Origin of the sequence: Paenibacillus alvei DSM 29, assembly GCF_000293805.1 — a bacterium.
Lineage (GTDB): Bacteria > Bacillota > Bacilli > Paenibacillales > Paenibacillaceae > Paenibacillus_B > Paenibacillus_B alvei.
This window is the reverse complement of sequence record NZ_AMBZ01000001.1, coordinates 443,987-468,338: the sequence shown is the minus strand read 5'-3', so window position 1 is coordinate 468,338 and position 24,352 is coordinate 443,987. Positions and strand designations below refer to the sequence as shown.

The following is a 24,352-nucleotide window of genomic DNA, read 5'->3' as shown; positions in this document are numbered from 1 at the left end:
CTCTTCGCCGAACTAGCCTCTCATGCGGCGGAATGCTTCGTGCGCGGCTTCAATCGTACGCTCGATGTCTTCCGGGGTATGCTCGGTAGTCAGGAACCATGCTTCGTACTTCGAAGGTGCAAGGCAGATGCCTTGGTCAAGCATATGACGGAAGAATGCGCCGAATGCTTCACCGTCCGTTTCCTGTGCTTCTGCATAATTCGTGACCGGATGATCGCAGAAGTGCGTTGAGAATGCGCCGCGAATACGGTTGATTGTAAGCGGTACGCCATAACGGTCAGCACCTTCTTGAATGCCGTTCGTCAGACGGATCGCCAATTCCTCCATTTGCTCGTATACGCCCTCTGCTTGTAGAACCTCCAGACATGCAATGCCGGCAGAGATCGAAGCAGGGTTGCCTGCCATTGTACCTGCTTGGTATGCAGGGCCGAGCGGAGCTACTTGCTCCATGATGTGCTTGCGTCCGCCATAGGCGCCGATCGGCAGGCCGCCGCCAATGATTTTGCCCATTGCCGTCAGATCCGGCTCAATTGCCGCGAAGTCAGGGAAGGCGCGGTATGTTTGGGCAGATCCGTAATGGAAGCGGAATGCACTGATAACCTCATCATAAATAACAAGCGCCCCATATTCGCGAGCGAGCTTGCACAAGCCTTCAAGGAAGCCCTCTGCAGGCATAACCATGCCGAAGTTGCCGACGATAGGCTCGGCCATAACGGCAGCCACATCGTCTCCCCAATGCTCCAATGCTTCCTTCAAGCTGCCGAGATCGTTGAATGGAACTGTAATGACTTCGTTAGCAATCGTGGTTGGAATCCCCGCACTGTCTGGAATACCAAGTGTAGAAGGGCCAGAGCCTGCTGCAACGAGCACGAGATCCGAATGTCCGTGGTAGCATCCAGCGAACTTAATAATCTTCGTTCGCTTTGTATAAGCGCGGGCTACGCGGATTGTTGTCATAACCGCCTCGGTGCCCGAGTTGACGAAGCGGACTTTATCCATGGACGGAACGGCTTCCTTCAGCATCCGAGCAAGCTTGATTTCAAGCTCGGTTGGTGTGCCGTACAGGGTGCCGTTCTGTGCTGCCCGAACGATAGCCTTCGTTACATGCGGATGGGCATGGCCTGTAATGATAGGGCCATAGGCAGCTAGATAGTCAATGTAGCGATTGCCGTCAACATCCCAGAAATACGCGCCTTGTGCGCGTTCCATGAAGACCGGAGCGCCGCCTCCGACCGCCTTGAATGAACGGGAAGGGCTGTTGACCCCGCCTACGATATGTTGGAGCGCTTCTTCGTACAATTGTCCCGAACGGTTCCGATTCGTTGTCATGTTGATGAATCCCCTTTATTGTGAAATAGTTTCAGATACGGAGGGCTTGTCTGTGACCTCCAAAGCTTCTTGAATGTATAGCTTGAGCTTATTGTCGTCGATGACCTTGAGCACGGCTGCATTGTTGATCCGCGCATCGGCAACATTGTCCATTGGCGGAAGCTGATGACTCGCTCCAATCGTGCTGTCATAGCCCAGTGCAGCCAGCTTCACGATGTCATCTGCCGATAGGTTCGTTTCCACATAGGGCGACACTTCCTTAATGAGAGAGGGGAGCTGGAGCAGGTTCCAAGTCGATTTAAGCTTATCAGCCACTGCCCCGAGCAGCTCGCGCTGCCGTTGGGTACGGGCATAGTCGGACATGGCATCATAGCGGAAGCGGGCATACATGAGTGCTGTTTCCCCGTTCAGCAGTTGCTTTCCTTTTTTCAAATCAATATCGTATTGGTGCTTATCTGCCTTGCTCGTATATTTCATATCCTTCTCAACTTCAAATTCCACGCCGCCGAGAGCGTCAATGAGCTTGATAAATCCAACGAAGTCTGTATACACATAATATTGAATGTCTAGTCCCGTTAAGGTGCTTGCCGTCTTCATTGCTAGTTCCGGCCCGCCGTAGGAGAGGGCGGCATTGAGACGATCCTTGCCGAAGCCAGGAATGTCAACGTATGTATCCCGCAGAAGGGAGAACAGGTTGGCGCGCTTCGTCTTCGGATCGAAGGAGGCGAGCAGAATCGAGTCTGAACGGGGCACTTCATTGGCTTCCAAGCCACGAGAGTCTCCGCCCAGCAGCAAAATATTGACTCGCTCCTCTCCCTGCCATTTGGGAGGCTCGATATTAACCTTCTCCGGCACACGGTGCACAACAGGAGTGAAGCGGGATGCTTCGGGCGGCTTTTGCAAAGTGCTCAAGCTGCTGTACATGGACCAGATATAATAACCGGCGCCTGCCAGAAGGAATACACAAACAGAGATAAGGGCATGCTTCCAATACTTTTTCAACATATGTATCGTCCTTTCCGCATCCGGCGGCAAAGCGGCGAGAATCATGATGTCGAATCCGGTGCATTCAGCATTCTTTCAAGTCGTCCTACGTGCTATAGTAAAGGTTATGGGCAAATGCTCCGCATCTTGTCTAACCAATTATAGAATTTTTACAGAATCGAATCAATTGAATGAGTTGTACTCGCGTATCGGGTCAATGATCAGGGAAAGGGTGACTGAATCATATATGAACGCCATTGATGTGCAGGATTTGCGCAAAACGTTCCAAGTACAAAAAAACCGCGATGGATTGAAGGGGGCCTTGCTTGATCTATTTAAGCGGGAATACAACGAGGTCATGGCAGTGAAGGATATTTCCTTTACGATTCCGCAAGGGGAAATATGCGGATATATCGGGGAGAACGGAGCTGGCAAGTCGACAACGATTAAGATGCTGACTGGTATCTTAGTACCTACGGCTGGGGATATTCATGTAAATGGCTTCATCCCGCATAAGGAAAGGGAGAAGTTCGTTCGCGGCATCGGCGTTGTATTCGGGCAGCGAAGCCAGCTATGGTGGGATATTGGGGTCATCGAATCTTTTCGGCTGCTGCGCAAGGTATACCGCGTTCCAGAGAAGGAATTTAAGCAGCGGCTGGATGAGCTGGTCGAGCGTCTTTCCTTGCAAGAGCTGCTGAACCGGCCTGTACGGAAGCTGAGCCTTGGTCAGCGCATGCGCTGTGAATTGGTGGCATCCCTGTTGCACCGGCCTTCCGTGCTGTTTTTGGATGAACCGACGATTGGCCTCGATATCGTTGTGAAAACGGAAATTCGGGAGTTTTTGAAGCAACTGAACGCAGAGCATGGCACGACGATTTTGCTGACTACCCACGATTTGCAGGATATCGAAGCTCTATGTACGCGTGTCATTATGCTCGATGATGGGCGCATTATTTATGACGGCGGATTGGACACGCTCAAGTCTACGTGGGGCAAGGGACGAGAGGTTCGTTTCCAATTTGCGAAGCCTATGCGAGCGGGTGATGTTGAGGCGCTTACTTCCGGCCTTGACGTGGAATGGACAGTTGAATCTCCTTATGAAGCGGGGATTCTTGTGCCATTTGCCACGAATGTATCGGAAGTCATAGGACGAGTGGTTGGCGGTGCGTCGATATCGGATTTGAGCATTATTGAGACGAATACCGATGATATCGTTCGTGAGATTTACAAGGCGGGCACGGCTGAGAAGCCAGAAGGGCTAAGCCCTCTCTTGTCCATACAATCGAAGGAGCCGGAGACAGACGACGCTGAGCGCAAGGAAGAGAACGACAAGGAGAAGGAAGCGGTGACTCATGGCTAGCGCATATCTTGAATTTATCCGCATTCGCTTCCTGTTGATGCTGGCTTACCGAGTTAATTACTATTCCGGTATTCTCATCTATACGCTCAACATCGGCGTGTATTATTTCACCTGGCAGGCGATTTACGGCGGACAAGGAACACTTGCAGGCTTTACGGCTGACCAGATGACGACTTACATCGCGGTTTCTTGGATGGCGCGCGCCTTTTACTTCAACAACATGGATCGTGATATTGCCATGGAAATTCGAGATGGCAGCGTAGCGATCCAATTTATTCGGCCTTACAATTACCTATTCGTCAAGCTGATGCAGGCGTTCGGCGAAGGCTTGTTCCGATTGCTGCTCTTCATGGGGCCGGGTATGGTCATCGCATGCATTCTTTTCCCAGTGAAGCTTCCACAGGATCCGAAGCAGTGGGCGGTATTCGGTGTCATGCTGTTTATGAGCTTCCTGATTAATTCACAGTTGAATATGCTGACGGGATTGACGGCCTTTTTCATCGAAAATAATGAGGGCATGATTCGTATGAAGCGGGTTGTCGTCGATTTGTTCTCCGGTGTTATTGTACCGATCAGCTTCTTCCCAGGCTGGCTGCTCGCGTTGAATGAATGGCTGCCATTCCAAGCGATCACGTATTTGCCGAGCTCTGTATTTACAGGCAGAGTGGCAGGAGATCAAGTGTGGGCAGCGCTCGGCATCCAATTGCTGTGGGCGGTAGTGCTCGTTATTCCAATTGTGCTGCTGTGGCGTTCCGCGCGCAGACGCTTGTTCGTGCAGGGAGGTTGATCACGATGTATTACTTCGGACTTGTTAGTGAGTATTTGAAAAACTATATCAAAACACGCCTTACCTATCGTGCAGACTTCTGGATAGAGATCGCATCGGATCTGCTATTTCAGGTCACGAATTTAATCTTCATCTTCATCGTCTTCATGCATACGCCGACATTGGCTGGCTGGACGCGTGATGAGATGGTGTTCGTCTATGGCTATTTCATGATTCCATATGGCATATTTAGCTGCTTCTTCAATTTGTGGGGGTTCAGTGAGCGATATATCGTAAAGGGGGAAATGGATCGGATATTGACGCGTCCAGCGCATAATCTATTTCAGATTCTCCTTGAAAATGTAGATCCCCCCTCCATTATCGGTTCTATCGTTGGTGCAATCATGATGGGCATATGCTGGAACAGGCTAGGTCTCGACTTCGGCATCATGGAGCTGCTCATGCTGTTCGTGATGCTGATCGGATCGGTGATGCTGTACTTCGGCATTTATTCTGCACTAACATCGATTTCATTCTATTCGGATGCGCCGACAGGCATTCTACCGCTCGTGTGGAACATTCAGAGCTATGGCCGTTATCCGTTAACGATCTACAATCGGTTCATTCAAGTGCTGCTCACATGGATTCTGCCATTCGCATTCGTGGGCATCATTCCGGCCTCCTACTTCATGAAGGACAAGGGACTGCAGCAGATGGCGCTCCTGACTCCGGTTGTGGGGGTTATCTTCTTCGCCCTTGGGTTAACGCTGTGGAACATCGGTGTTAAGCGATACCGCGGGGCGGGATCTTAATCGAATAGGTTATCGCCTTCCAATTCAGCAATGGGTTTGGAGGGCGATTTTTTTGTTTTCGCCGAGATATGAGGGCAGGATAAAGGTCGCGTTTGCACAGGAGTCGAATTAAGAAATAGAAGAAGTAGAGGGAGGCAAGGGCATGTACCGAGAAGTAGTTAGATTGAAGCCAATCATACATCAAGTGATTCATTTTAGTGCATCGATTCGAGCATGGGAGATAGCGAATGATACGCGTATAGAAATGGGGCAGTATGTATCAGAAGAGAATGGCAGTCATGCAATCCGAGACCACCAGTACGAGTGCAATAATCTGCTTGAGCCGTATATGAAGCTGTTGATTAGTCTGACGAGAGAGGAGCTGGCGCTGATTCTAACCGTATTCCGCATTGGCTCCTCTGAACGAGGGTATCATTATGAATCTCCCGAAACTGGTCCAGCGTTGATTATGGTTAACAGATATGATATTCCGATTCATGCAACGTCAGAAGAATTGCTGCTTCGCTACAGTAAATATTTCAGATACCATACGAGGGAGCGGATGATTGAATTTCTTTCGAGGCATGGTGAAGTTTCTGAACAATTATCAGAGGGATTACTGGTGTTGGATCAACATGCAGATCCGCAAGGAGAAGACTCTGTTTTAGTTGAAATCATAGTAGCGCGCCACATTATTACTTATATCGATGTTCCCAAGTGTGTAGGGGAGAACATCAAGGCTTTGTCAGGTGAATTTTTAGATTTTTTGCAAAATATTACGGGGAATCATCCATTTAGGCAGCATAATGAGTGTATCGAATTTGGGGAGCTCTCATATAAGGGGTATATCAATGTGTATGGGGCAGAGGACTTTATCGACTGGCTCAATGTGGATCGATACGGCAGTGAAGTAGCCAAAATTGTTGAAGTGACAGAGGAAACGCCGCTATTTACGATCTATTTTTAGTCAATGGAGGAGTATGCTGTTTCCTATTGGTAATGATATAGAGAGGTATTTTCTTAGTGGGATAGCTTGATCATTTTTGAAAAAAAGAGTGGGGGATGATAAGCTTAAAGCAATAGAACGGCAGTCTTGGCTGCCGGGAAGGAGCCTCATACGAATGACACAATCCACTCAAGTTGAACTTGGACAAGTGACCCCTGAATTTACGCTGCCGGCATCTACCGGACAGGAAGTGAAGCTGAGCGACTATCGGGGAAAGAAAGTCGTGATTTATTTCTATCCGAAGGATATGACGCCAGGCTGTACACAGGAGTCATGTGATTTCCGTGATTATCATGGAGATTTTGAGAAATATGGCGCCGTCGTACTGGGCATTAGCCCAGATCCGATCAAGTCGCATACCAAATTTATTGAGAAGCACAGCCTGCCATTTACGCTGCTGTCTGATACGGAGCATGAAGTAGCGGATCTGTTCGGAGTATGGCAGCTTAAGAAGATGTACGGCCGCGAATACTACGGCATTGTTCGCTCGACCTTCCTCATTGATGAAGAAGGCAAGCTCATCAAGGAATGGCGGAGCGTGAAAGTGAAAGGACATACGGATCAAGTGCTGGAAGCGGTGCGCGAGCTCGTATAACGTCGCTTCATCTATATAGGAAGGGCTGCCCCCATCAGGGGAGCTACAAATGAATATGTCCGGCAAGTAAGGAAAAGACGCTTCCAAAACCATGGAGCTCTTCTCCATGGTTTCAGTTAATTTATTTTTTCTTGCTTTGTTTTTCATACTTGGGGATCATTATAAGCAACGTAAATAACCCGAGAGGGGCACTCTTAAGTGTCCATCTCTCGGGTCACAGTTCACCAATAGCCTATTGGAGTTATCTTCATTGTTTTTTCTTGAATTTTCTTAAAATCCTTCCTATAACTTGTGGGACAACTGAAAACATGATCAGATACAACATTTCATACCAATCAATTGACATTAAATCTTTTCCACTTATTAAATGGTAACTAGTAAAACCAATAGATACTAGGAAAATGCTTAACATAATTTGATAAATCATTAATTAATTTTTCTTATACCCATCCAACCAAAATTCAGAAGTAATAGGGCTTCCTTTCATAAGATTATCTCTATTGGAGTCAGAATAAAAATAATGAACTGTTTTTTCAGCTACTTTCATTCTAAACATTTTCGGGTCTGGTGGAAGCAAAGTTTTATAGTATACAAAATCAGTATACCAAATATCCTCGATTTGATCGTCCACGATATAAGCAATTAACCCAGTGGTAGAACTAATTGTTGCAGCAGCCCCAGCTCCCATTGTACTTGCACCTACAATTCCTGAGATTACTGCAGTCACAGCAGCGACGGTATATTTTTTGATTTTTGTGGAATAATTAAAGGTTCCATAATGAGTCCAACTTGAAATTGGATAATCACCACGATCACCAAGAGTGTTTAGTTCCGGTGAAAAGGTATTAGCATCAGTTGGTTCAGGCTTAATAAAGGTATCAACAAATTTGGGCTCTCCATTGGATGGGGTAATTGTGGTTTCAACGACAGCCCCATTTACCTCGACCATTAGATTAGCAATGAGTTCAAACTCTCCAGTCGTTGTTTCTTCATAGATTTCACTATCAACATGTGTGAGATCAGGGGAAGTTTTCTCAATTGCCTTATATTTCTTTGAATTACTAGTATACGTATATTCCATATCACTCAGATCGTCAAAGCCACCCTTAATGAAGGTGATATCCTTCTTTGGCATTGCTAAGATGTTTTGTATTGAATGTTCTGTAACTTGAATTGATTCCTTAGCAAATACTTGTCCAGAAATACTACCGATTAAAGAAATAATGAGAACTGAGATTACTAATTTTTTAAACATTCGCCACCTCCGAAATTTGTTTTAGTGTAAGACCATATACTTGATGTCTTATACTCTAGGGTGGAAATATAGCTTCTACCTATGAACTATAAATGAACAAATTTAAATCAATATATTTCCAACATAAAGTCAGGCAAGCAACCTATTCATCTTTTGTTGTTTTTTCTATTGTGTCTCTGTAATTTAATAGACTTAAAACCTAACAATACAAAGTGATGTTATCTACTATGCTCCCCTAATCGCAGACAGCAATAAAGAATTCAAGCTATTTTGAATTCAATACTGTAGACGTAGGGGATTTTTTTATGCGTATTCGGATGAGCGACTAAATCCCCAGCGAAAATCTAGTATTAAAATCTTTATAAAACTATTTCTAATAACTCAACTTTCGCAGCTATAAAAGCGAGGTAAACCCTTACTAACTAGGGATTGCTGAATAATGCATAAACGCGGAAAATCATGAGATACTCAAAGAAAACTATGGGTTTCGAAATTTGATCAGGTGCAAGTTTTTTGCGAGCTTTCTTATAAAAACTTGCACCTTTAAATAATAGCGATATCTTACTTGAAGCTAGGTACAGAATTTCAAGGTAGATCCTTTGACATGCTCATCAGCCATACCACGATTGTATTCGCACGATATTTAGTCAAGGAATGGGAACGACGCTGTGAACAAGATAGTCGTTTCTTAGTCGGGCTGTTCTTTGTGATTTCTGATGAAGCCATATGCCTAGTACACACGGTGGATAACATCCTCGAAATCCGGTTCTTCCATGTGAACGTCTTCCACTTCACCGAATTGCCCCAGGATACGGAGTGCATCCATGGCACTCAATTCCTCGCGATTGCATTCCACGGTTAAAGTCTGGCCGTTCAACTCACGGAAGCGAAGCGGACTGGGTATATTCTTAGATTGGTCAGAGATTTGGCAGCTGCTTCGATAGGTAACCGAGATGACAGTCGGCAAGCCGATGCGCTTGCGCAGGTCGTCGATTGTGCCGTCGAAGCCGAGCTTGCCATGATTAATGACGATGACGCGATTGCACAACTGCTCGATATCGTCCATGTCATGCGTTGTCAGCAGAATCGTCTTGCCGAGCTCCTAATTAATCGTCTTCAGGAACTGGCGAATATTCCGCTTGGCGATGACGTCAAGGCCAATCGTTGGCTCATCGAGGAACAGAATGTCTGGATCATGCAGCAGCGCGGCCGCAATATCGGCGCGCATTCGCTGTCCGAGTGAGAGCTGGCGTACAGGTGTATTCATGAATTCATCCATCTCCAGCAGTTCCGTCAACTGTTGAATTCGCTTGTGCTTATCTGCGGCATCAAGACCATACATGGCTGACAAGATATCGTAGGAATCTCGTGTCGGGAGATCCCACCACAGCTGCGTGCGCTGTCCGAACAGCACGCCAAGTCGCCGGGTTACTTGGCGCCGTGCCTTGTACGGACTTAATCCGAAGATGCGCACATCTCCGGATGTCGGGTGCAGAATGCCGGACAGCATTTTAATTGTCGTTGACTTGCCTGCACCATTCGGGCCGATGTACCCGACAAATTCGCCGCTGTTGATGGTAAAGCTGATGCCTTGGACAGCCTCTTTGACGAGCTTGTCGCGCGAGAGAAGAGTACGGATGCCCTTGAAGGCCCCCTCCTTCGGTGCGGGACGGACGAATCGTTTATGTAAATCAGTTACGGTAATCACGAAAATCCCCCTTTATTCCGATCGTTACGTGTGATGCAGCTTCTTATTCCGGTTGGTTATTGGCGTTATTGTAGTTAGCTCTGTGCCTAGCTTCATATCAAGTTGCATTCGAATTTCATATCGAGTTCCATATGGGCTCCATATCGGCTCGATATGGACGTCAGCTTAGCTTCCTGTGCTCTGATAGCGGGAAATCCCAAGCTTCCATACGCGCAGGGCAATCAGAAATACGGCAGCCGTAATTGCGATAGACAGCCCAACTAGCCATATTCCAGATTGCTGACGCAGGATGTACAACGAAGGAATATAGTTCGCGAACCCGACCGGAATGATGCTGAGCAGGACGCCTTGCATCCATTTCGGATAAATGGTCATTGGATACTGCGCTGCTGTGCGGGCAGCATCCTCCGTAATGTTCTGCAATTCCTCGATCCGGGTTACCCAGAAGCCCGCAGAAGCGGTGAGCAGCCCAATGGCAAATAACAGTACGGCACCTGATAGGATGACGATGATTGTCAAAGGAACGGCTGTCCATCCGATCTGTCCGTTCTGCATCATAGTGCTCATGCTAATGGTCAATATGGTTGTCCCTTGCACGAACTCTCCAAGCCTTATGGAGAAATTCTGGGACATGAGCGCAAGCAGAACAGGAATAGGGCGCAGCAGAAGTCCGTCTAGTGCTCCATTTACGAGATAATGCTCCAAATGGTGTACGTCAGAAGCAACCATGCGGTACATCGCCTTAGACAAGGACAAAATGGCATACAAATACCCGGCTTCCGCTAAGCTCCAGCCTTGGATATGGCCAAATTTCAACAGGATGACCGCAAGCATAAGAAATTCGACGACACTGATAACGGTCGCCATTAGCGTAGAGAACCAGAAATTAAACTTGTATTGCATACGACTGCGAATGCTTGCGCGAACGAGAAGCACATACATACGAATCCACTTCATCCGCCCTGCACCTCCACCTTGCGTCGCATAATCCCGGTAACGGCGAGACATGCAGCAGTGAATACAATGCACCACACCAGCGAACCTAACAGCGCGGACGGAGATTCCATGCCGAGATAGATCCGGGTAGGGACATAATGCAAAAACGGATAAAAAGAAGCACGGCTAATATCGCCAAGCCAAGTTGGCAGCCATTCGATCGGGATAAGAAAGCCCGACAGCAGCATGCTGAACGCATAATTGACCCAGTACAGCCAGACAGATTCTGTCGTCCAGAGCGCAGCGGCTCCGATCAGATAGTTCAGGCATATCGAAATGTACGCGGCCAGCGTCAAAGCTACAGCGGTCCACACGTAAGTGATAATCGTAGAGGGGACGTGAAGCGGCATTACGAAGAAATATAAAATGTAGATCGGTAAAAACTTGTAAACAAACTGGTAGGCGATTTGCCCCCATTCCTTGCTCATCAGCTGATAGAACAAATGAACGGGACGAACAAGATCAAGGGCGATCTGCCCAGTCCGAACGGACTGCTGGATGCCAAGTCCATTTGTAAGAAAGGCGGCGACCCACAAGCTTGCCTGATTGAAGGCGACGTAGCTTACGATGCCGTTCAAGCCGTACTCGCCAAGCGGCCTTCCTTCGCCAATTCCTGTCCAGATCGAAATGTAGATAAATCCGAACATGAAGCTGGCGATGTTGTGCACCATATGTGCACTTCGGTACTGCAAATTACTGAGATATTTTTTGCGAGCCAAAGTAAAAAAGAGCATTCTCCACCTCCGTCATCTTCTCGTATTGCGGCGTGCCATACTAGTGATGCTGGGTGAAATAAAAAAAGAGAGCGAGGAACATAATACCAGATGGGATGATGGAAAGGCAAGCATTATTTAGCAAACATAAGAGATTCGATGGAACGGCTTAAAGCCATTGCTCATATTCCTATACTTGCCAATACCTAGATTTACGATATATAGTATATCTAGGTATTACATAGATGTGGGAGGGATGATCGATATCATGCAGCCAAAGGTGAGCAAGGAACTGTTAAAAGGCAGTACGGCGATGCTCATATTGTCCATGCTGGAAAAGGAAGAAATGTACGGCTACGAGCTGTCCAAGCGGTTGGAAGCTGCGTCGTCGGGATTGTTTGCGCTGAAGGAAGGAACTTTGTATCCGATTCTTCATGCGCTCGAGAGCAAAGGCGAGGTAGAAGCCTATTGGAATGAGGCAAATGGCAGAGCCCGCAAATATTACCGGATTACCGATCAAGGACGTAGGCTTCTGCAGGAGAAGACGGAGGAATGGCGCTTATTCCGTCGTTCGCTCGATCAGGTGCTTGGGGAGGTATAGGGATGCCATGTGATCAGAAATCTAGAGATACGCAGCACAGCTCGATCCTTGAACAATTCGTGGGCGACGTCCTTGCTCACGTGAAGGCCAAGCAGATGCACAGTGAGATTCGAGTTGAACTGCTGGATCATTTGCTGAATGAGACGGAATCAGGGATGGATTATGGTATGGATGAAGCAGTGTCTGCGCAGCAGGCGGTGCGCAACATGGGAGAGCCTTCCGTTGTAGCAGCGCAGTTCAATCAGGTGCATCGTCCTAAGGCCCCTTGGAAGCTGTGGATTTCCATATTGGTGTGGATTACTATTTGTGTAGTTAGCTTGTTCGCCGTGCAAGCTGGAAATCCTCAAGATCTTTATCGCTTATCTGCCGAAGGTTATGCATGGCGTCTAGTACCGGGGGTGGTGGCTTTTCTGTTTGCATTATGGGTAGGTTATCAGAAATTGCAACAAGAAGCAGCATGGATATATGGCATTACGTTGTGTCTTAGTGTGTATACTGTTATATTTCCCGTTTACACCATAAATGGGTACCCTCAATTTGGACTAAAGGCAATCCCAATCCTTGGTGACATTCCCATCGATATCTTTTATATGAGTCCGTATCTATACCTCTTTTCTTTGTATTCGATGTGGAGCAGAAAACCAGAGAACATGCATCGTGCAATTTTCCTGAAAATCGTTCTTTTTATACTGCCGATCATTGTATTTCTTGTAAATTGTAATCTGCTGCAAGTGTCCACTTATCTTGTCGGAGGTATAATCGTATTCAAGCTGGCAGGAGTGAAGGGAAAGAATATGGCAATTGCGGCTGGTGTGACACTCATAGCAGGCGGACTCTGCTATTGGCTTATAGAGAGTCTTCGCTTTATGGTCAATCACAGATTAGTAGTATGGTTTCATAGCTTTTGGAGAGACGGGGGTTACACTCAAAAAGTGGTACAGCAGTTATTTCGCGAAGCAGGATGGTTCGGGAACGGAGTTAATAATATTCGCAGACTTCTTCCTTACCTAGATAGCGAAAATTTGACTGTGACGATCGTGCATATGTTTGGGTGGGCAGGAGGCTTGGTATTAATAATCTGCCTTGGCGTTATTATCGTTACGATGTACAATTCAGCGCTGCTATTTCGTGATCCGTTTGCTAGAGGAATTGGTCTTTTGGTGAGCGGGATGATGGGGATTCAGAGCTTGCTGTATATCGGGGGAATTATCGGGGTCGTTCCCATGAACGGTGGTGCAGGACTTCCTCTGCTCGGATCCGACTGGAGTGAGATTGTACTGTGGATGCTGTTGCTGGGGTTGTATTCCAGTTCACATTGGAACAAAGACATGGTATCGGTTCTAAATCGATGAGCTGAGTTGTGAGAGTAAGTGGGCTATTGCGTTTAAGAGAGTTTGAGTTGAAGAATTACATATGCTCGTAGTAGCAGCAATGAGGAAAAGGTGACATTCAATCGATGTCCCCTTTTTTGAATAGGAAAATGTTGTTATTCGACTGGTGAAATCGTATGATCAAGTAGTAGCCGCAAACTAGAAAAAAGGTGGCGCCATTCGGTGTCATCTTTTTTATTTCCGCCATATAATCTAGCAATAGGTAATAGAAACAGGGACAAGTTCACGCTTGAATGCATTACGAAAGGGAAGAAGGAGACGATGATAATGATGAATGGCAAGTTAAGAACGTTAATGATTACGGCGCTGAGCGCCTTGCTTGTTCTGGTTGGATGCTTAGCCTCCGTTGATGGACGTTCGTCAACGGAACATGTTGCATATGCTTCATCGGGGCATGTTCAGGATAGCAATCTATCATCCAGCTCTCATACATTGGAATCTTCCAGTGACCCAACTCCTGAATTGTCTGCAACTGATTCCTTACATTTCGCGGGTCAGCGAGTTGGCGTTGAAGCGGCGGCTGCGCCAGTTCTAGTAAGCAGCAAGGGCAAATCCGAGGTGCCTGCCAATAAGCCGGACAAGGTTGTGTATTTGACATTCGATGATGGCCCTAGCATACATACGAAGGATGTACTCGATATTTTGCAGAAAGAGAAGGTGAAGGGGACATTCTTCGTGTTGGGACAGCAGGCAGAACGGAATCCGAAGCTGGTGGAGCGTATTGTGCAGGAAGGCCATGCGCTTGGCAATCATAGCTACAATCATGAGTATTCAGAGCTGTATGGCGATTTCCGGAATTTCTGGAGTCAGATTAAGCGGACTGGGCAAATTATTGAGAAAATCGTTGGTTTTGAGCCCGAATTAGTTCGTGCGCCTGGCGGTACTTTTTTGAACTTTGATAAGCAATATTTCGACTTGATGAATCAAGCGGGGTATCTCGTATACGACTGGCATGTAGACAGTGGCGATTCTAAGCGGCGCGGCGTTCCTGCCAAGGAAATTGTGCAAGGGGTGAAGGACGGGGGATTGCTCCCGTCAACTGTTGTGCTTATGCATGATGGAATAGGGCATGGGGAGACTGTAAAGGCACTTCCAGAAATCATTCGTTATTATAAAACAAAGGGATATACATTCGATGTGCTTTCTTCCTATGTAAAGCCCGTGCAGTTCAAGCTAGCTGCCAAAAAACGCTGGTCTAGATCACCTGTAAGCACTGCATGGATTGAGGCAAATGTGAAACCGATGGAGACGGCGAATCATGATAAGCAGCCAAAGCCAGAGCAGAAGCCGAAACCAAAACCAGATACGAAAGCAGACGGTACAACGGATCCGAAGGTGAATCCAAAACCAGCAGAGCCCGTAAAGTTGGATAGGCTGCTGAAGATAACGACGGATCAAGGGGAGATCGAGTTCACTCCAGATCAATTTATGAGCTATCAGGATCTTACCTATGTTCCATTGCGCATGCTGGTAGAGCGCCTAAATGGTTCGGTAGAATGGAACACGGAATGGGAACGAGTAAATATCAAGTGGAATAACACCACAGTTGGCATAAATGTACGGGCGGGCAAGCTGGAATTGATAGGACAATCAGGCGAGGATGGGGAAGTGAAGGTGCAGCCTCTCCAAGTCGTGACACAGAAGTATGTTTCATGGGTTCCTTTGCGGCAAGTGCTGGATGCATTCGGTGTGAAGCTGACAAGCTATACGCTTTCCCCGATCGAATTAACAGATAAAAATAAGCAGGAATAGAGCTCTCCATTAGAATTAGGTTCATTTTGAAGCAGATCCAATTGAAAGAATGAAAGATTCAAGATGATGTAAGAGATTGCGGACATGATAGGTTTGAAAACTAGCAGCTTGGGCGACACTGATATATAGAACGGCCCGGGACGATGACAGACGTGCAGCTGCACGCGGGAATCGTTCCGGGCTTTTTGTCGTGTTGTTGTCTATGAATGTGCAGAAGAATAAGAATCATATAAGCAAGTCAGGGTTGATAGTGGTTGATAGGGAGGGAATCATATGACGAATGAATGGATTGCAGGAAGCGGGCAGCGTCCGCAGGCGGATAACGATGTATGGATGACGGAGTTCGCGCAGCGGGGTTGGGTTTCTTATCTTGAGCGCATGGAACAAGTCATTATCGGCAAACGAGAGGTCGTGAAAATGGCAGGGATCGCGATGCTGTCAGGCGGACATATATTGCTTGAGGATGTGCCAGGCGTAGGGAAGACAGTGCTTGCACGTGCGCTTGCGCGGATTACGGGCGGAACCTTCCGCCGCATTCAGATGACACCGGATATGATGCCGGCAGATATTACAGGCAGTATGGTATGGGAGCCAAGCACGGGTGAGCTGCGCTATAGTGAAGGCGCCCTTCAGGCAAATGTTGTGCTGGCTGATGAATTGAACCGTGCCCCTGCCCGGACACAGTCTGCTCTGCTTGAGGCAATGGAGGAGCGCATGGTTACAGTGGACGGCACAACACGTCCGCTGCCGGATCCTTTTATGTTGATTGGAACTCAAAATCCGCATCATTTTGAAGGAACTTATCGCATGCCGGAAGCGGAAGCTGATCGGTTCATGATGCGCTTGTCTATCGGGTATCCGCATGCTGAGCAGGAAGCGGATATGCTGCTGCGTCATCAGGATGAGCAACCGCTGCTGCGCCTGAAGCCGCTTTGGACTCCAGAGGAATGGCGCTTGCTTGTACGGCGTGTTCAATCCGTACATGTGGATGAGGTGCTGTGCCGCTATATGGCGGAGCTGGCGCTCGCAACTCGCGTCCATGAAGCAACAACGCTTGGTGTCAGTCCACGAGGGACGCTCGCCTTAATGCGAGCCTCACAGGCGCATGCATGGATTGAAGGCAGAACCTATGCGGTGCCGGATGATGTACAAGCGGTGGCCGTTCATGTGATGTCTCACCGTCTGCTGCTTCAGCCGCAGGCCGTTCGAAGTGGCGTGCTGGCCGAGGAAATTGTGCTTGAGGTGCTTCAGCATACTGCTGTTCCTGGCTTCCCCACTGGTTCTGTGAGCAGAAGAGCTGGGGGAGGGGGCTCCAACGCTTCGGCGGCCAAGGCGGGACGATCAAGGCAAGGAACTGCCTATCGCGCTTCGGATTCCAGAGGGATGTCTATTCCTCCTGTTTATGGAGCTGAGTCGACTCCTCGCCAAGCTGACAATCGAATATGGTTCGGAGGATTATTTCGATGAAGCAGGCGCTGCGATACCTATTTACAGTTGGCGGATGCATTGCGTTAGTATGGATGGGAGTTGTACGCGCAAGCGCTGCGGGATTTTTTCTTGCAGCCATACTAGCCGTCATGCTGATAAGCAGCATTCGTTTTTATTGGATAGGGCAGAGACTGCGCTCCATTCGGGCTGAGCATCAGCCATTAAGCGCCAAGCAGGGAAATGGAGAAGATATGATCTTTCACGTCACCCTTAAGCTGGATCGGCCTTTTCCCGTATTATGGCTGCGTGTAACGGAGTTTTGGACGCGAACCGGAGGCGAGGGTGGGACATGGATGTGTCGGAGGTTACTGTTCCCCCGCCGCCGCCGGACATTAGCATTCACCTCGTCGTTTGTCGGTGCTCCTCGAGGTGTGTATGAACTGGAACGTATTGAGTTCCAGCACGGGGATTTGTTCGGCTGGTTCAAGCATCACGTCATCATTCGCCCGGTAGCGGATACGGCTCCTATCTGTATTATGCCGCCAGCGATGACCCAGTCGAATATATTCGTAAGCGAGCAGGCGTGGCAGTCCAGCCAGGGAAGTACTGGTCAAGAGGCGGACGACTGCGGCGAAGGACTGTATGATCAGGCATCCAATCCGATGATTTTGCCAGAGAGCGGCCATATCGCAGGAAGCATTCCCAACGCACAAATTGCTAGCGGCTATCGAAGCGCGGAGCTGCGGGCATTCCGCGCTGGCGATCCTTTGAGATCGATTGATTGGAGAGTGTATGCGAAACGGCGAACGCTATCGGTTCGTGTTCCTGAATCAGGCCAGCGCGAACAATGGGATATTGCTATTGATGATTCCTTATGGCGGTTGGAATGGAATCTGAACACGAATGACAAGAACAAGAATGGCGAGAACAGCAAGAATGCTATGGATGATAGGGGTGAAAAGAAAAACGAGCATAGAAAGCTTGTACAGAAGATGGAGGAGACGCTTGCTGTTGCAGCATCCGTTATTCAGCGTGAAACAGAAGCCGGACGTACTGTTCGATTAATATGGATCAGCGACGGTAGGATTGTACAGGGAGCTCGAAATGCCATGATCGCATTGGCGGCTGAACAGTTGGGCACACGGAAGGAGCTGCGGTGGCTGTATGACGAGACACTTCCCAGCTCGCTTCACTCGGATACATCGGTTCATAGGCGGCTGGCAGTTGTGAGCGCGCAGCGGTTTTCCCAAATGCGGGGGGCTGTTACGTCTTTTGCAGGTTTAGGTCAAGTCGATCAATGGTTGCATGTGGATGACTGGCAGATGGAGAAGGTGGGAATCGGTGCTCCTCGATCCGTTAGAAGTACCGTGAAACGTACGGAAGTGACATCCGCCGAGGCGATGAACAGAGAGGCCCGGATGTCTGATGGGCAAATGAACGATAGTGGAAACCGAGGTGAGTATCATGTATATTCCGATAACTGGACGTCAGCGCAAGGATAACGGACGCTCACTGACTCCAGAAGCCGCTGTGAGCGTCCGGGGGACCTGGTTGCTGCGCTGGAAGGCAGCTGGCTTCACGGTGCTGCTGTACGCTTTGTTCGCAGAATGGTTCTATCCGCTGCAGGAGGTAGGACGAAATATTGATTTGAATGATGTACGTCCTTTTCTTGTTGCGGTAGCCATCTATTTGCTTATCGGCCTGATCATTCGCAGCTCGGTGCTGTCTACCCTGCTGTATGGCATGGTTGCTCTCGGGACAACGGCTTGGATGTTTGGATCGATTCGCGTTCTCCCTCATACTTCCGATTCTTGGTTGGCCGGAGAGGGATTTGTTCGTTCTCTGCTAGTAGGACTAGCGCGAATCGCGTCAGCGCTTCGTTCTGACATAAATGGCTGGGTGGATGGGAAATGGCTGCATACAAGCGGGGAGTTTCGGACTTTGCTGCTGCTGATTGGGTGGGCGATGTTAGCTTCCTCGATTCAATCCCTCATGCTCAGCCGCAGAACCGTTCTCTTTTTTGCGATATCGACGATCGTGTACTTGTTTGGCTTTGAATGGGGATTCGGACTTGATGTGACAGGTTCGATCGCACGTACAGTCGGCTGGGGACTTCTGCTATCCGCTTCGCTCTACTTGGATGAGCAGCTTGGATCGGATACAGAACATTCACGAATAGGGCAATGGCCGCTCAGATGGCTGGTATGCGCTCTGCTCCTGTCCCTAGCTGTTGTGGGCTTGGCAGAAGGAATGAAACAAGTGTATCCCTGGCCGAAGCCGTCTCCTTTCGCTTCATTTGCAGCGTTGACGCAGTCCCTGTCTCCCGAACAATCGAGGGCCCGAGCAGGCGGGGGGAGCCGTGCACAACGTGATGCCATCGGTCAGCTAGCGGAGCATAACCGCTCGATCGATAAAATAACAGGCTACAGTATGGATGATTCGGAGCTCGGGGGCTCGCTTCAAGACAATGATACAGAATGGTTCACCGCAATATCCCCTGAGCCAACGTATTGGCGGGGAGAAAGCAAGTCGATCTACACAGGCCGGGGCTGGGAGTCGTCACAATCGGCAATAGAGCGTCTTGATGTATCGGGGGCATTGCAGCCGGAACATGCGGACACGGCTCAAGGATGGTCAGCGCCTTTCCAGCAGACAGTCATATGGAAGTCGTTCCGTCCTGCCTATCCATTGTTGTTCGGCGGAATTCCCGAACGAATAACTTCTTGGTCACCGCAAGCTGGTGCGGGGGGAGCGTTATCTGATTCACAATCTTTTATACGCTTTGATTCTGCATCTGGGAGATATAGCACGGATACAAGCATGGCAGAAGGACAATCAGAAGCGATTCCCTTAACTTATCAATACGATACGCGAGTATTTCGGTTCAATGCAAGTCTGCTGCGGTCATCTGCCGAAGGAAATTGGCCGGAAATGGTGGGCAGAGATGGATTACAGTTGCCAAGCACCTTGCCGGATCGGGTGCGCGAGCTTGGCAAGCGGCTTGCTGAAGGGGCGGACAGTCAATATGACAAGGTTCGCAACGTGCAGCAGTTCTTACAGCAGGAATATACCTATACTAAGGTGAACACGGCTGTGCCCCCGTCAGGGCGAGATTTCGTCGATTATTTTCTTTTTGACGCTCGGCAAGGATATTGCAATCACTTCTCGACGGCCATGGCTGTACTGCTTCGCACACAAGGGATACCCACCCGCTGGGTGAAGGGATTTGCGCCGGGAGAGGCTACCTCGCCAGGTCAATACTCGATAAAGGGTGTAGATGCGCACGCTTGGGTGGAAGTGTATTTCGATGCAATAGGCTGGGTGCCGTTCGAAGCGACGCCGCCCGTTGGAGTGCCAGGAGGGGATGCAGCATCCAATCCGGATGTTGTAGCGGCATCGGCAATCCAAGCGGGAAGTGAATCCGGAGAAGCCATATCCGGGAGCGAACAGAAGCTATCCCAATACCGTATAACACCTGAGGTAGCTGCTCTGCTGAACAATCCTCCTGAAGCGGATACAGGAAGAAGTTGGGACGCTGTTCGATCCATAAGCTGCACAATAGCGCGTTGGTGGAATATCGGTATGCAGAGTATCAACACCTATTTGGCAAATGAATGGCTCGCACTTCGGCATCTCTCAGCGGATTGGAAGGCGATCGTGGAGCGGGAGGGTACGGGGACGGCCATAATGGTGGTTAGTTACCACGTAGTTACTCGTATGCCGCTGCTTCTATGCAGCGGTGCTGCCGGGGGTCTATTGCTTCTGTTCGCGATACGCTATATTTCGAGACGCCATGCACTACAGCGCAGGCTGCGGAGGCTTGTTCAAGCTCAGCAGAATCAGTTTCGCATGAGCCGGGTACAGGAGATGGGGAGTATCGCTTGGATGCTAGTTGAGCGGAAGTATGGCGCGAAGCCTTGTGGAATGACATGGACGGAATATGTCAGCCAGACAAAAATGTCTAATCGTACAGGACAAGAACATCGCGAGGTTACCATAACGGAACGTGTTGACGCGGGACAGTCGCGTGAAGCTATCAGCCAATTTGTGTCCGCTTGCAACGTCCTGTTCTTCGCAGGCAGACCTACTGATCAGGCGGTTCAGCAGCAGTTTATTGACGGTTGCAACGGTGTGCTTCGAGACTGTGCAAGAGAAAAGAAAAGATGCGGATGCCAATAAACCGACCATCACCGGCAATAAACCGGCTAAATCTAATGCAGACCGAATAGAAACCCACCTCAAAACAATGAATGAATGATGAATCTTCCCATATCGGGGAGGTTCTTTTTTTATAGGAAGACACCTGAGCGAAGGGGGTAATCGTGAAAGGGGAGCAACAGATGATGATTCACCCGCATAAAAACAGAGTATGACACGCTTGCCAGCCGCATTCATTGTCCCTGCCCAGAAGACATCAGCAGGTGGCGAGAGACCAAACGCGGGCTTGGTCTCTCATGATTTGCCCACAGTTGGATAATGGAGCAGTGTAATATAGCGGATGGCAACATTGGTGTTGTTCGTATACGTGTGGTTCTCATTCGCGGTGAAACGAAGCGCCATGTTCGGCTCAAGGGTATAGGTTGCGCCGCCAATGCTGACTTGAAGCTGCCCGTTCATGACACAGATAAATTCCTCAACCCCCTCGTAATGCGGTTCTGAGGTATAGCTGCTGCCAGGTTCAATGACGACACTGTACACTTCAAATCCTTTGTCCTGCTCGAACGGGAAAATCGGATATGCCCGATATGCGCCTTCTTCCTCTACCAGGGGAGTTGTCTCTTCCATGTGGACAACAGTAACATTTGGCGTGGATTCCTCCATTAGGGTGGCAAATGAGATACGAAGGCCATTCACAATTTTCCATAGTACGGAAATGGTTGGGTTCGATTCTCCGCGCTCGATTTGCCCCAACATCCCCTTGCTGACTCCGCTCATCTCGGACACTTGATCAAGGCTTAAGCCGCGTGATTTCCTTATTTCTTGCAGATTCTTGCCGATTTTCTTATGTATCGGTTCTTGCATTGGATACTCCTCTCTGGTTGTCTATACGATCCATTCCAAAATCATACAAATCACCATATACAATATAACGCACATTCGTATAATATATTATACAGGAAAAAGTTAGAAATATTTGCTGCTTCTATTGTAAAAAAAATCGAGGAAGGGGCAATCGGTTTATGACCCAAACGATGATCGGATTAGTAAAGGCAGAGCGCAAGCCTGGGGCAATTCTAAAAGAGGTGCCTATACCTACTTATGGACCCCATGATGTGCTTGTTCGAGTAAAAGCTTCATCGATATGCGGGACAGACGTCCATATTTATAAGTGGGATGATTGGGCGGCCCGTACGGTCGTTACACCTAATGTATTTGGACATGAATTTGCGGGAATCGTCACTGCTGTCGGCAGTGAAGTGACGAATGTGAAGCCAGGGGATTACGTGTCTGGCGAGGGGCATGTGGTCTGTGGAATGTGCAAGGCATGTCGAACAGGCAATGCGCACGTGTGCGCGAATACGCGCAGCTTCGGCATTACGATCCCGGGCTGCTTTGCAGAATATGCGGTCGTACGGGACAGCAACGTTATCCATAATGATCCAAACCTGCCTCCGCATCTTGCTTGTCTGCAGGATCCGCTTGGCAATGCGGTACAGGCCGCACTATCCGGGGACATTGTCGGTAAGAGTGTTGCAGTTATCGGCGTTGGTCCGATTGGAATGATGGCGATTGCGGTGGCGAAGGCGTGCGGCAGTGGAACGGTATTTGCCGTTGACATTAATCCGTATCGGTTGGAAATGGCAAAGGCAATGGGAGCCGATGTTGTCATTAATAGCGCGGAAGAGCCGATGGTCGAGAGCTTGATGCAGCATACAGGCGGCGAAGGCGTCGAGGTCGTGCTTGAAATGTCAGGTCATCCTGGAGCGATTCGCGATGCTTTGAAAGCGGCTGCACAGGCAGCGCGCGTATCACTGCTAGGCATACCTACACAGGAAGTGCCATTCGACCTGGCACGGGATATCATTTTCAAAGGCCTGCATATTGAAGGCATTACAGGACGGCGCATGTTCGATACCTGGTATCAAATTAAGGGACTGTTGAGTCGTGGTCGCTTGAATTTAGAGCCGCTCGTGACTCATCATTTTCGGCTTGATCAATATGAAGAGGCTTTCGAACTGATGGCTTCCGGCAAATGCGGAAAAATTGTGTTTTCCCATGACAGGGATCAAGCGATATAGCTGGCGCAAATGCAATGTATGTAATATCAAATTTAGGAGGTTGGCAAAATGGCAGGGTTTGAAGTGATTGAAGGACTGTTGAACAGCCTGAAGGAGGAAGGTCGCTATCGCCCGCTCTCTGTATGGGAGGGAGGCTCGGATTCCTGGATGACCTTGCAGAATGGCCGACGCGTTCTGCAAATGTCCTCGAACAATTATTTAGGTTTGACGAAGCACCCAGCGCTCAAGCAAGCCGCTATAGAGGCTATAGAGGCTTATGGGGTTGGGGCAGGTTCCGTTCGAACTATTACAGGAACACTCGACATCCACGACAGGCTGGAGCGGCGCTTGGCAGAATTCAAGGGTACAGAAGCAACGCTTGTATTCCAATCCGGATTCACAACAAACCAAGGAGTGCTATCTTCAATTCTGGGTCCAGATGATGTGGTCATTAGTGATGAGCTGAATCATGCTAGTATTATCGATGGCATCAGACTGACAAAAACAAATAAGAAAATATACGCCCATAAAGATATGAATCAGCTTGAAGAGGCATTGAAGGCATCTGGTTCATTCCGCCAGCGAATTGTTGTGACGGACGGCGTATTCAGTATGGATGGCGATATAGCTCCGCTGCCTAGCATTGTAGAACTCGCAGAACGTTATGATGCGCTCGTCTATGTCGATGATGCACATGCAAGCGGCGTGCTTGGCAAATGCGGCAAAGGCTCCACGGATCACTTTGGATTGCACGGGCGCGTGCATATTCAGGTAGGAACCTTATCGAAGGCAATCGGCGCAGTTGGAGGCTATGTGGCAAGCTCTCAAGTGCTGAAGGATTACTTGACTCACACGGCGCGTTCTTTCTTATTCAGCACCTCTCTACCGCCATCAGTCGCCGCAACTTGCCTTGCTGCGATTGATGTTCTTCAGAATGAACCAGAGCTAACTGAGCGGTTGTGGAGTAATGCGAATTCATTCCGAACGTCTTTGCAGCAGGCAGGCTTCGATACGGGTGAGAGCCAGACACCGATTATTCCGATTATCGTTGGCGATCCTGCTCGTACAATGGCATTTTCACAGCGATTATTGGAAGAGGGGATATGTGCGCAAGGCATTGTATATCCCACAGTCGCACTGGAACGTGGGCGTGTTCGCTTGATTGTGACGGCTCAGCATACAGCGGAGGACTTGGTTTTTGCGCTTGAAGCGCTGAAGAGAGTGGGCAGTGAATTTGGCATGATCTAATTTCAAAACACCATTTATGAAGCCAGTCGTCGAAATTCAATTGGCGACTGGTTATTTCATTTTTTGAATGTGATGAATGCAATTTCGAAAGGTCAGCTCAGCGATAAGCTCACTCTTGTTGTAAATGCAAAAACACCTCCAAGGTTGTCTCTATATCTTCCGATATTGAGCATTTTCTTGAAGGTGTTTTGATTCATTCCACTCTATGGGG

At 48.7% G+C, this 24,352-nt stretch carries 19 protein-coding genes and 2 pseudogenes; 14 read left to right on the top strand and 7 right to left on the bottom strand.

Annotated elements, in window-relative coordinates:
* Window positions 1-12: 12 nt before the first annotated feature.
* Complete coding sequence (locus tag PAV_RS02235; RefSeq protein WP_005543232.1) at window positions 13-1,329, bottom strand: glutamate-1-semialdehyde 2,1-aminomutase; 1,317 nt, start codon at window positions 1,327-1,329, stop codon at window positions 13-15.
* Between the two features lie 15 nt (window positions 1,330-1,344).
* Window positions 1,345-2,334: an LCP family protein gene (locus PAV_RS02230; protein ID WP_157266545.1), complete on the bottom strand. Its 990-nt coding sequence runs from the start codon at window positions 2,332-2,334 to the stop codon at window positions 1,345-1,347.
* A gap of 226 nt (window positions 2,335-2,560) precedes the next feature.
* On the opposite strand from PAV_RS02230, the gene PAV_RS02225 reads away from it, so the two are divergent.
* The 5 genes from PAV_RS02225 (at window position 2,561) to bcp (ending at window position 6,831) form a co-directional block, all read left to right on the top strand.
* On the top strand, window positions 2,561-3,673 hold the full coding sequence (locus PAV_RS02225) for an ABC transporter ATP-binding protein (protein WP_040735210.1): 1,113 nt from the start codon (window positions 2,561-2,563) through the stop codon (window positions 3,671-3,673).
* Entirely contained in the window at window positions 3,666-4,460 is a 795-nt protein-coding gene (locus tag PAV_RS02220; protein WP_005543229.1) for an ABC transporter permease, read from the top strand. Before PAV_RS02225 ends, PAV_RS02220 begins: the two co-directional genes overlap by 8 nt.
* A 5-nt stretch (window positions 4,461-4,465) precedes the next feature.
* A complete protein-coding gene (locus PAV_RS02215; protein WP_005543228.1) occupies window positions 4,466-5,251 on the top strand; it encodes an ABC transporter permease in 786 nt (261 codons plus the stop codon).
* Between the two features lie 142 nt (window positions 5,252-5,393).
* A complete protein-coding gene (locus PAV_RS02210; RefSeq protein WP_005543227.1) occupies window positions 5,394-6,197 on the top strand; it encodes a hypothetical protein in 804 nt (267 codons plus the stop codon).
* A gap of 154 nt (window positions 6,198-6,351) precedes the next feature.
* The gene (gene bcp / locus PAV_RS02205; protein ID WP_005543226.1) at window positions 6,352-6,831 is read left to right on the top strand and encodes a thioredoxin-dependent thiol peroxidase; all 480 of its coding nucleotides are present in this window, start codon (window positions 6,352-6,354) and stop codon (window positions 6,829-6,831) included.
* A gap of 430 nt (window positions 6,832-7,261) precedes the next feature.
* Here the strand turns inward: bcp and PAV_RS02200 are convergent, their stop codons facing one another.
* Window positions 7,262-8,086, bottom strand: a complete 825-nt coding sequence (locus PAV_RS02200; RefSeq protein ID WP_005543225.1) for a hypothetical protein — start codon at window positions 8,084-8,086, stop codon at window positions 7,262-7,264.
* Window positions 8,087-8,636: 550 nt separating this feature from the next.
* Here PAV_RS02200 and PAV_RS35770 point away from each other — a divergent pair.
* Window positions 8,637-8,819 (top strand): annotated as a pseudogene (locus PAV_RS35770) (IS4 family transposase); the annotation flags it as partial.
* Here PAV_RS35770 and PAV_RS02195 read toward each other — a convergent pair.
* From PAV_RS02195 to PAV_RS02185, 3 genes and pseudogenes are all read right to left on the bottom strand, one after another.
* Window positions 8,817-9,794: pseudogene (locus PAV_RS02195) on the bottom strand (ABC transporter ATP-binding protein). The pseudogenes PAV_RS35770 and PAV_RS02195 overlap by 3 nt on opposite strands.
* A 165-nt stretch (window positions 9,795-9,959) precedes the next feature.
* Complete coding sequence (locus PAV_RS02190; RefSeq protein ID WP_005543219.1) at window positions 9,960-10,751, bottom strand: ABC transporter permease; 792 nt, start codon at window positions 10,749-10,751, stop codon at window positions 9,960-9,962.
* A complete protein-coding gene (locus PAV_RS02185) occupies window positions 10,748-11,524 on the bottom strand; it encodes an ABC transporter permease (RefSeq protein ID WP_005543218.1) in 777 nt (258 codons plus the stop codon). Before PAV_RS02185 ends, PAV_RS02190 begins: the two co-directional genes overlap by 4 nt.
* Before the next feature lie 247 nt (window positions 11,525-11,771).
* On the opposite strand from PAV_RS02185, the gene PAV_RS02180 reads away from it, so the two are divergent.
* The 6 genes from PAV_RS02180 to PAV_RS02155 all read left to right on the top strand — a co-directional run bounded on the left by PAV_RS02180 (window position 11,772) and on the right by PAV_RS02155 (window position 20,854).
* A complete protein-coding gene (locus PAV_RS02180; protein ID WP_005543216.1) occupies window positions 11,772-12,104 on the top strand; it encodes a PadR family transcriptional regulator in 333 nt (110 codons plus the stop codon).
* Window positions 12,105-12,106: 2 nt separating this feature from the next.
* Complete coding sequence (locus PAV_RS02175; RefSeq protein WP_040734880.1) at window positions 12,107-13,456, top strand: FtsW/RodA/SpoVE family cell cycle protein; 1,350 nt, start codon at window positions 12,107-12,109, stop codon at window positions 13,454-13,456.
* 201 nt (window positions 13,457-13,657) lie between these two features.
* Window positions 13,658-15,247: a polysaccharide deacetylase family protein gene (locus PAV_RS02170; RefSeq protein WP_338010888.1), complete on the top strand. Its 1,590-nt coding sequence runs from the start codon at window positions 13,658-13,660 to the stop codon at window positions 15,245-15,247.
* Between the two features lie 273 nt (window positions 15,248-15,520).
* Window positions 15,521-16,714 carry an AAA family ATPase gene (locus PAV_RS02165; protein ID WP_005543210.1) on the top strand — a complete coding sequence of 398 codons (1,194 nt, stop codon included), beginning with the start codon at window positions 15,521-15,523 and terminating at the stop codon, window positions 16,712-16,714.
* On the top strand, window positions 16,711-18,177 hold the full coding sequence (locus tag PAV_RS02160; protein ID WP_005543209.1) for a DUF58 domain-containing protein: 1,467 nt from the start codon (window positions 16,711-16,713) through the stop codon (window positions 18,175-18,177). The genes PAV_RS02165 and PAV_RS02160 overlap by 4 nt, the downstream gene beginning before the upstream one ends.
* Entirely contained in the window at window positions 18,140-20,854 is a 2,715-nt protein-coding gene (locus PAV_RS02155) for a transglutaminase-like domain-containing protein (protein WP_005543207.1), read from the top strand. The genes PAV_RS02160 and PAV_RS02155 overlap by 38 nt, the downstream gene beginning before the upstream one ends.
* 273 nt (window positions 20,855-21,127) lie before the next feature.
* On the opposite strand, the gene PAV_RS02150 is transcribed toward PAV_RS02155, so the two are convergent.
* On the bottom strand, window positions 21,128-21,697 hold the full coding sequence (locus tag PAV_RS02150; RefSeq protein ID WP_005543205.1) for a helix-turn-helix domain-containing protein: 570 nt from the start codon (window positions 21,695-21,697) through the stop codon (window positions 21,128-21,130).
* 158 nt (window positions 21,698-21,855) lie between these two features.
* On the opposite strand from PAV_RS02150, the gene tdh reads away from it, so the two are divergent.
* Both tdh and PAV_RS02140 read left to right on the top strand, forming a co-directional pair.
* Window positions 21,856-22,914, top strand: a complete 1,059-nt coding sequence (tdh, locus tag PAV_RS02145; RefSeq protein ID WP_005543203.1) for an L-threonine 3-dehydrogenase — start codon at window positions 21,856-21,858, stop codon at window positions 22,912-22,914.
* A gap of 48 nt (window positions 22,915-22,962) precedes the next feature.
* Complete coding sequence (locus tag PAV_RS02140; RefSeq protein ID WP_005543202.1) at window positions 22,963-24,141, top strand: glycine C-acetyltransferase; 1,179 nt, start codon at window positions 22,963-22,965, stop codon at window positions 24,139-24,141.
* Window positions 24,142-24,352 lie beyond the last annotated feature (211 nt).

Excerpts from the sequence above, each read along its gene's own strand:
- PAV_RS02220 (WP_005543229.1), top strand. The coding sequence starts at position 3,666 with ATGGCTAGCGCATATCTTGAATTTATCCGCATTCGCTTCCTGTTGATG.
- PAV_RS02180 (WP_005543216.1), top strand. The coding sequence starts at position 11,772 with ATGCAGCCAAAGGTGAGCAAGGAACTGTTAAAAGGCAGTACGGCGATG.
- PAV_RS02165 (WP_005543210.1), top strand. The coding sequence starts at position 15,521 with ATGACGAATGAATGGATTGCAGGAAGCGGGCAGCGTCCGCAGGCGGAT.
- PAV_RS02175 (WP_040734880.1), top strand. The coding sequence starts at position 12,107 with ATGCCATGTGATCAGAAATCTAGAGATACGCAGCACAGCTCGATCCTT.
- PAV_RS02215 (WP_005543228.1), top strand. The coding sequence starts at position 4,466 with ATGTATTACTTCGGACTTGTTAGTGAGTATTTGAAAAACTATATCAAA.
- bcp (WP_005543226.1), top strand. The coding sequence starts at position 6,352 with ATGACACAATCCACTCAAGTTGAACTTGGACAAGTGACCCCTGAATTT.
- PAV_RS02155 (WP_005543207.1), top strand. The coding sequence starts at position 18,140 with ATGTATATTCCGATAACTGGACGTCAGCGCAAGGATAACGGACGCTCA.
- PAV_RS02140 (WP_005543202.1), top strand. The coding sequence starts at position 22,963 with ATGGCAGGGTTTGAAGTGATTGAAGGACTGTTGAACAGCCTGAAGGAG.
- PAV_RS02185 (WP_005543218.1), bottom strand. The coding sequence starts at position 11,524 with ATGCTCTTTTTTACTTTGGCTCGCAAAAAATATCTCAGTAATTTGCAG.
- PAV_RS02160 (WP_005543209.1), top strand. The coding sequence starts at position 16,711 with ATGAAGCAGGCGCTGCGATACCTATTTACAGTTGGCGGATGCATTGCG.
- PAV_RS02200 (WP_005543225.1), bottom strand. The coding sequence starts at position 8,086 with ATGTTTAAAAAATTAGTAATCTCAGTTCTCATTATTTCTTTAATCGGT.
- PAV_RS02210 (WP_005543227.1), top strand. The coding sequence starts at position 5,394 with ATGTACCGAGAAGTAGTTAGATTGAAGCCAATCATACATCAAGTGATT.
- PAV_RS02230 (WP_157266545.1), bottom strand. The coding sequence starts at position 2,334 with ATGTTGAAAAAGTATTGGAAGCATGCCCTTATCTCTGTTTGTGTATTC.
- PAV_RS02190 (WP_005543219.1), bottom strand. The coding sequence starts at position 10,751 with ATGAAGTGGATTCGTATGTATGTGCTTCTCGTTCGCGCAAGCATTCGC.
- PAV_RS02225 (WP_040735210.1), top strand. The coding sequence starts at position 2,561 with ATGAACGCCATTGATGTGCAGGATTTGCGCAAAACGTTCCAAGTACAA.
- PAV_RS02235 (WP_005543232.1), bottom strand. The coding sequence starts at position 1,329 with ATGACAACGAATCGGAACCGTTCGGGACAATTGTACGAAGAAGCGCTC.
- tdh (WP_005543203.1), top strand. The coding sequence starts at position 21,856 with ATGACCCAAACGATGATCGGATTAGTAAAGGCAGAGCGCAAGCCTGGG.
- PAV_RS02150 (WP_005543205.1), bottom strand. The coding sequence starts at position 21,697 with ATGCAAGAACCGATACATAAGAAAATCGGCAAGAATCTGCAAGAAATA.